General features: G+C 64.2%; 9 protein-coding genes. 5 read left to right on the plus strand and 4 right to left on the minus strand.

What is annotated here, in order from left to right; translation table 11 throughout:
- Window positions 1-43 precede the first annotated feature (43 nt).
- Window positions 44-2,041: a BTAD domain-containing putative transcriptional regulator gene (locus tag EOA27_RS15655; RefSeq protein ID WP_126081626.1), complete on the minus strand. Its 1,998-nt coding sequence runs from the start codon at window positions 2,039-2,041 to the stop codon at window positions 44-46.
- A 160-nt stretch (window positions 2,042-2,201) separates the two neighbouring features.
- Between EOA27_RS15655 and EOA27_RS15660 the strand changes: the two genes are divergently transcribed.
- Window positions 2,202-2,438 carry a hypothetical protein gene (locus EOA27_RS15660; RefSeq protein ID WP_126081627.1) on the plus strand — a complete coding sequence of 79 codons (237 nt, stop codon included), beginning with the start codon at window positions 2,202-2,204 and terminating at the stop codon, window positions 2,436-2,438.
- A gap of 34 nt (window positions 2,439-2,472) precedes the next feature.
- Here the strand turns inward: EOA27_RS15660 and EOA27_RS15665 are convergent, their stop codons facing one another.
- The 3 genes from EOA27_RS15665 to EOA27_RS15675 all read right to left on the minus strand — a co-directional run bounded on the left by EOA27_RS15665 (window position 2,473) and on the right by EOA27_RS15675 (window position 5,063).
- Window positions 2,473-2,847 carry a YciI family protein gene (locus EOA27_RS15665; RefSeq protein ID WP_126081628.1) on the minus strand — a complete coding sequence of 125 codons (375 nt, stop codon included), beginning with the start codon at window positions 2,845-2,847 and terminating at the stop codon, window positions 2,473-2,475.
- Between the two features lie 93 nt (window positions 2,848-2,940).
- The gene (locus tag EOA27_RS15670) at window positions 2,941-4,350 is read right to left on the minus strand and encodes an ATP-binding protein (protein WP_126081629.1); all 1,410 of its coding nucleotides are present in this window, start codon (window positions 4,348-4,350) and stop codon (window positions 2,941-2,943) included.
- On the minus strand, window positions 4,347-5,063 hold the full coding sequence (locus tag EOA27_RS15675) for a response regulator transcription factor (RefSeq protein WP_126081630.1): 717 nt from the start codon (window positions 5,061-5,063) through the stop codon (window positions 4,347-4,349). The genes EOA27_RS15670 and EOA27_RS15675 overlap by 4 nt, the downstream gene beginning before the upstream one ends.
- 238 nt (window positions 5,064-5,301) lie before the next feature.
- Between EOA27_RS15675 and EOA27_RS15680 the strand changes: the two genes are divergently transcribed.
- The 4 genes from EOA27_RS15680 (at window position 5,302) to clpS (ending at window position 6,782) form a co-directional block, all read left to right on the plus strand.
- On the plus strand, window positions 5,302-5,607 hold the full coding sequence (locus tag EOA27_RS15680) for a hypothetical protein (protein WP_126081631.1): 306 nt from the start codon (window positions 5,302-5,304) through the stop codon (window positions 5,605-5,607).
- Between the two features lie 37 nt (window positions 5,608-5,644).
- Window positions 5,645-5,893 (plus strand): hypothetical protein, encoded by a 249-nt coding sequence (locus tag EOA27_RS15685; protein ID WP_126081632.1) that lies wholly within the window; start codon window positions 5,645-5,647, stop codon window positions 5,891-5,893.
- Window positions 5,894-6,033: 140 nt separating this feature from the next.
- Window positions 6,034-6,348 carry a hypothetical protein gene (locus EOA27_RS15690; RefSeq protein WP_245466971.1) on the plus strand — a complete coding sequence of 105 codons (315 nt, stop codon included), beginning with the start codon at window positions 6,034-6,036 and terminating at the stop codon, window positions 6,346-6,348.
- A gap of 128 nt (window positions 6,349-6,476) precedes the next feature.
- Window positions 6,477-6,782, plus strand: a complete 306-nt coding sequence (clpS, locus tag EOA27_RS15695; RefSeq protein WP_042640247.1) for an ATP-dependent Clp protease adapter ClpS — start codon at window positions 6,477-6,479, stop codon at window positions 6,780-6,782.
- Window positions 6,783-6,933 lie beyond the last annotated feature (151 nt).

Consider the following 6,933-nt stretch of genomic DNA (forward strand, 5'->3'; position numbering starts at 1 on the left):
GCTGCGACGCTGCCGGATTGAAGACAAGTGCGCCTAGGACGTGTCATTCGGGCAGGCCGGCCAGCCGCAGGGCCTCAAAATATTTGGCGAAATAGGCCGGCCTGATTGGCCCAACCCGGTGCTTGAGGTTGGAAAGCGTCAGTTCTGGGTCGAGCTGCCGCGAACGCGCGATATACTTGCTCGCGGCATCCCGCCTGCCGGCCATGGCATTGCTGGCGGCGGCTACACGCAGACCAGTAAGATAATATGGCTGCGCCCGTGAAGCCGCTTCCGCCAGCGGCCAGGCGGTATCGTAGCGGCCGGCCACGAAATGGGCGAATGCGGTGAAGGTCTGCATGAAGAAGGTCAGCGGATCGAGCGGGCTCAGCCGTCTTGCCCGCGACAGGTGCTCGATGGCGATGTCCGGATCGCCGTAGCAGGCCTTGAGGTAGCCGCTGGCGCTCCAGGCGGTGGCGCAGTTCGGGTTGAGCACGAGCGCCCGATCGACCAGCGCCGAGCCGGCCTCGTAGTCGCCGACGACGTAGCCAAGCGCCACACTGCTGAAGGCCAGCGCCACCGCATCGTCTTGACCGTGAATGACGACGTTGCCGACCAGGCGGGCGACTTCGGCGGTCTCCTGATGCCGGTTGGTCATCCAGCCATTTGCCATCCGCCAGAAATAGCACCAGGCGGCAGCGCCCTGTGTCGCGGCAAAGTCGGGGTCGAGCTCGATGGCCTTGTAGAACTGTGGCAGCGCCTCATCCAACCCCTCCCTCGTCCAGCGGTAAAGGCTCGTCATGCCGCGCAGATAGTGGTCATAGGCGTCGAGACTTTCGGTAGGCTTGCGCTTGGCGCGGGCCATCTCGGCCTGCTCGAGCCGGGGCGAAATCGCGCCGATGACGCGGGAGGCGACGAGGTCCTGCAGTTCGAATACCTCCGACACGTCGCCCTCGAAGCGATCGGCCCAGAGACTTGTCCCCGCCGCCGCCTCGACGAGCTGGCCGGCCACGCGCAGCCGGCTGCCGGCCTTGCGGACGCTGCCTTCCAGCACGTAGCGGACCCCAAGTTCGCGGCCCACGCGGGTGACGTCGACCGCCCGGCCCTTGTAGGCAAAGGCGGAATTGCGTGCGATCACGAACAGCCAGCTGACATGCGACAGCGCCGTCGTGATCTCCTCGACGACGCCGTCGGTGAAATAGTCCTGCTCGACGTCGCCGCTCATGTTCTGGAACGGCAGGACTGCGATCGACGGCTTTTCCGGCACCGAAACGGCAGGGCGCGGCGCCTTCACTTCCTCGGACGTGCCGCTGTCAGCTACTGGCTCCTTCGGCGCCTTGTCGGGCGCTTCGATCCGTTCGACCAGCGCCCGCGTCGCCTCTTCGGGTTCGACGCCGAGCTCGCGCTTCAGGGCTTCCCTGCAGGCCAGGAACTGGCGGAAGGCGTCGTTGGTCTTACCGCGGTGGTGGAAGATGCGGATCAGGGCGCGGTGGGCCTGCTCGGCGCATGGGTCGAGCGCTACTAATCTTTCGGCCAATGCTTCGCAGGCCTGTTCCTCGCGTGCGTCCCATCCCGGCAAAAGGCTAAGCCGCTCGGCCAAATCCAGCGCCTTGCGCGTGTAGTTCGCCCGAAGCGGCGCAAGCCATTCGTCGACCTCGCCCGCGAAAGACAACCCGTCGAGCAGATCCCCCCGGTAGAGGTCGGCAGCAGCCGCAAGGTTAGTGCCGTCTTCGGCCTGCCACGCGCGGTCGAAAACCCAGATGTCAGCCTCATCGGCATCCGCCGCCAGCCAGATGGTGTCGGCGTTGCCTTCGACGCGAATGGCGGCGTCGCCGGTTGACGGAAACAGCCGCCTGATGTCGACCAGGGCCTGGCGCAGGCTGTTTCGCGCTTGTTGCTCGCCGCTACCTGCCCACAGCATCGCCGCCACCCTCTCGCGGCGAAGGCCCTTGGGACCGGCCAGGACGAGCGCGGCAAAGAGCAGCGACGTCTTGCGCGTCGCGAAATGCAGAGGTTGCCCGCCTGCGGAGACAACCTCGATGCCGCCAAGCAATCGGATATGCACCCCGGCCCCCTTGAAAAAGCCCTGGGCAGAATATCACGTCCTGCATTCGACTTAACGACGATTTAGCGCGGTTTTTCCCGCGCTTTCACGCCTGAATGAACATCGGCCAAGCGCGCCGGTGGAACATTGCCTTCGTGAATTCGAACGAGGGAGAATGGGAATGGCGTATATCAGCATCAGAACCTTCCACCCCACCACTTGGCTTGCCGGCACGCTTGCCACCAATATCGCGATGGTCTTCGCTGGGCTCCAGCGCCGATATCAGGTTGCAAGGCGGCGTCGGGCTTTGGCCGGGCTGTCGATGTCAGAACTGAAGGATTTCGGCTATCCAGTCGATGAGGCTCCCGCCGATATCGCGGCGCGCGACCGCATTGTCAGGCGTCGCGCGCACCAGTGAACCGCTGGCGAGTAGGCGGCAGCGGGAATAGATCTCAACCAGCCGCCAGCGCGGCGCCCGGCAGATAGAGCATGATCGGCCGGATCTCGTAGACGGCGGAAGGGTTGACGCGCTTGAGATCGCGCGCGGCGGCGATAGCTTCGTCCTGGTCGGCGCAGTCGAGGACATAGAGGCCGAGCAACTGTTCCTTGGTCTCGGCAAAGGGACCGTCGATCACCATGCCGTCGCCGGGACCGCGCAGCGTCACGGCCTTGACCGTCGCGTCGAGCCTCGCTGCCGGGCCGAGCTTGCCCTCGCGTGTGAGCCTGTCGTTGACATCGAGCAGATCCTTCATCAGCGCCGCATCCTCGTCGGGCGTCCAGGACTGGACGGTGTCTTCGACGTGGTAGGCCAGGATGGCGTAAAACATGGGGGTGGATTCCTCGTGCAGAAACGGGCGCACTATCACAAGGAAGAGGTTATCGATCCAGTACCGGCGTGGAACCGGCAACCGCCTGCTGACTCAAGCTGCCACCGGCAGCCGCAGCTCCGTCAGCAGGCCGCCGCCCGGATAGTTGGAAAGAATGACCTCGCCGCCGGCGCCGCGGGCGATGTTGCGGGCGATGGTCAGGCCGAGGCCGAGGCCGCCGGTGGTGCGGTTGCGCGATTCCTCCAGCCGCACGAAGGAGCCGAACACCGCGTCCAGCTTCGCTTGCGGGATGCCGGGGCCCTCGTCGCGGATCGAGAGCGTGATCGTGTCGCCCGTTCGCCGCACGCCGAGATGCGCTTTCTTGCCGTAGGTCACCGCGTTCTGGATGAGATTGGTGATGCAGCGGCGCAGCGCCACCGGCCGCGCGATGCAGATCAGGCCGCGCGAAGGCGTCGCATCCTCGTCGAAGGATGCATCTTCGAAAGAGTCCGCCACCGATTCCACCAGCGACCAGAAATCGATCCGCTCGGCCTTTTCCTCGGTCACCTCGAATTTGGCGAAGTCGATGACGGAACTCGCGATGCTTTCGATGTCGGCGAGGTCGTGCGCCAGCGCTTCGCGTGCGGGCGACCTGCGCAACAGTTCGAGGCGGAGCCGCATGCGGGTCAGCGGCGTGCGCAGGTCATGCGCCAGCGCCGCCGCGAGGTGCTCGCGGTCCTCGACATAATCGCGAAGCCGCATCTGCATGGCGTTGATCGCCTTCGCCGCGGCGCGGATCTCGCGGCTGCCGCTCTCGGAGATCGGCGGGCTTTTCAGATCGTTGCCGATCCGCGTCACCGCCGTCTCCATCATCCGGTAAGGCGCGGTCAGCCGGCGCAGCGACCAGATCGACATGATGACGATCAGACCGGCGATCAGCGAATAGAGCGGCAGGCTGTCGAGGCTCAGAATCGGCCCCGCCGGCGTGATCGGTTCCGTGAAATTCAACCACTGCCCGTCGGAAAAACGCAATGACGCCGTCAGCTTGTCGCTCTGCGCGAAATCCGCGGCGAGCACCAGAAGGTCGCGTTCGACCTGGCCGACATCCCTGTTCACCGCCTGACCGTCCGGGACGTCGGCCTCCTGGGTGGCCGGATCGCGCCGCACGCGCGCGTCGGTGACGCCGAATTTCGAAAGGCGGCCGACCAGGATGTCCTCCAGCTCGGCCAGTTCATCATCGCCGGCGATCGAGGAGGTGACGGCGGGCGTGTCCGAAACCGTCAGCGCATAGGTCGAGTTGAACAGGCCGGATGCGGTCGCCTTGCGCTCTTCGGGCGTGGCGTCGTGCATCAACTGCACGAGCGAATAGGCACGGTCGTTCAACCGGTAGAGATCGACGACACCGTTGGCGGCGGCGCGGTCGCGCGCCACGATGTAGAGCGTCGCCACCTGGCTGAGCATGAGGCCGGCAATGACGATGAGCAGCACCCAGGCAGGCAGGGTCTGCGGCAGGAAGCGTCTCATTCGGACGTTGTCTCGGGCAGGAACTGATAGCCGCCGCTGCGCACCGTCAGGATCAGTTTCGGCGTTTTCGGATCGTCTTCCATCTTGCGGCGCAGGCGGCTCACCAGAATGTCGACGCTGCGGTCGAAGCTGTAGCCGGTGTCGCCGCCGGAGAGCTCGATCAGCTGCTCGCGGGTCAGCACGCGTCCCGCGCTCTTCACGAGGGTCTGCAACAGGTTGAACTCGGCCATAGTCAGCTCTACCCGCACATCGTCGGGGGCCGTCAGGCGGCGGCGGGCGCAGTCCATCGTCCAGCCGGCGAAGCGGTATATCTGCTTGGCGACGGGGCGGCGCGGCTCGGCGCTGCCGTTGCGCCTCAGCACGGCGCGGATGCGGGCCAGAAGCTCGCGCGGATCGAAGGGCTTGGGCACATAGTCGTCGGCGCCCATTTCGAGACCCACAACACGGTCGGTCGTCTCGGTGACCGCGGTCAGCATGATGATCGGCGTGGTGTAGTTGGCGCGGATCTCGCGGCAAAGCTCGAGTCCGCTCCTTCCGGGCAGCATCACGTCGAGAACGATCAGGTCCACCGGCGTGCGGCGCAGGACCGCCTCCATCTCGGTGCCGTCACCGGCTACCGTCGTGTGCAGCCCGCGCTTCTGGAAAAACTCTTGCAGCAGGTCGCGTATGCCCTTGTCGTCGTCGACGATCAGTATGTGTGCGTCCGATTTCACTCGAAACCTATGATTCTGTTAGCCGGGCGTCCCTTCGGCGATCTCTCACACGATAGAATTCGGGCCACATCTTGGCCAGTGGCCGCGATCGCCGCGCCGGTCGGGTTCCCCAGAAACAATCCAGAAACAAAATTCTACAGTCGAGAAAAACTGGTGAAAAATTTCAAGGGCATAACCGGTGCCGTGGCGGTCAGGTCATCGGCTGCGACGCAAGTTTCCGGAGTAACGGACGACACCAATGCAGAGGTTCTGGATCAGCGTGATGGGTGCTTTGCTCAGCATATCGCTCATCACAGCAGCGGCCGGCGCCTCAACCCCAAAGGTCGCGCCGCCGCTCACCCGGACCGAGCGTTGCACCAATCTGAGCCGTCAGGTTGACGAAGCCCTCGAAACCCATGCCGCGGCAACGCAGGTCACCGCGGCGAAAGCACTGCAAAGAAAGGGAGACCGGTTCTGCGCCAACAAGAAACAGGCACAGGGAATCCGGATGCTCGCAAACGCTTTGAAGCTGCTTGGAGTGACACCGATCGATCCCGTTCAGTGACGCTCATCCAGATCTGCAAGAAAAAGGAAATGAAGCCATGAAGAAGTCCATCCTCTCCGCCCTCGGCCTCGGTGTTGCCCTCGCTTTCGCCATGCCGGCTCTCGGCAACGCCGCCGCCACGACGACCGCTGCTCCGGCTGCCTCGACGACCACGACCGCTCCGGCCGACGCCACGGCCAAGCCGGTGAAGAAAGTTTCGGCCAAGAAGACCGTCAAGAAGCACAAGAAGGCCGACACGAAGAAGGTCGTCAAGAAGACCGAGAAGAAGGACGCCCCGAAGACCTGACCCGGGCTTCGACATCATCCTGCAAAGCCGCTCCGGTTCAGGCCGGGGCGGCTTACGCGCGACGGAAGCCTTCTCGATCGGCAAGTTTCCGCCGCGCAGCCTTAACCTGATTGCAATGCCGGTGCTGTAGGACAATCCGCATGAAGAAGCGGTTTTCGTCCCTGATGCGTTCGCTGACACTCGGCGGCCTGATCGCCACCGCGGCCGCGCGATCGTTGATCATCTTTACCGCAAGTCCCGTGCCGGATCCCGCCAGCGGCAGGACCGAGCCAGAGCTGTTCGCTCCGCTGAGCTCTTCAAGCTTCGACTACATCACGCCGGCGCAGTCCTGGATTCTTCTCGTGCTGACCGGCTCGACGATGATCGGCTTTGCCGCCTGGATGCTCTTTGCGCTGCTGGAGCGCGGATCGGGCGGCCCCGACAGGTCGCGCACGGCCGGGCGGCAGGGCCGTTGACCGGCAGCCAGCGCTTCCCCACATAGAGTTGATCGCCCTGGCCTTGTCGCCGTTGCGCAGTCAAATGGACGAGCGCGTTTCTGCGTGACAAAGTGATGTGAAACCCAGTTCCTCGCTGGTGGATTCCGATGCCCGAAACCGTCATCAAACCCCGTGTCAAGGCGCAGCCGAAGACCGAGCGGCCGAAGCTTTACAAAGTCATCCTGATCAACGACGATTTCACGCCGCGCGAATTCGTCGTCACTGTGCTCAAAGGCGAGTTCAAGCTCAGCGAAGACCAGGCGCATCGTGTCATGATCACGGCGCACACGCGCGGCGTCTGCGTCGTTGCAGTGTTCACCAAGGATGTCGCGGAAACCAAGGCGACGCGGGCGACCGATGCCGGCAAGGCCAAGGGCTATCCGCTGCTGTTCACCGTCGAGCCGGAAGAGTAGGGTCTTTTCCCTCGCCCCGTTTACGCAGGGCTGTCCGGGGAAAGTTAGACATAGTCGAGGCTCATCTGATCGGGAGAGCAGCGGGGGTACCTTCGACTTGGATTGACGGGCGGCGGTTTGTCGATGGCGGCGATGTGGCGCCGCTCGAACA

The sequence above is a fragment of the Mesorhizobium sp. M2A.F.Ca.ET.037.01.1.1 genome, assembly GCF_003998075.1.
Taxonomy (GTDB): Bacteria; Pseudomonadota; Alphaproteobacteria; order Rhizobiales; family Rhizobiaceae; genus Mesorhizobium.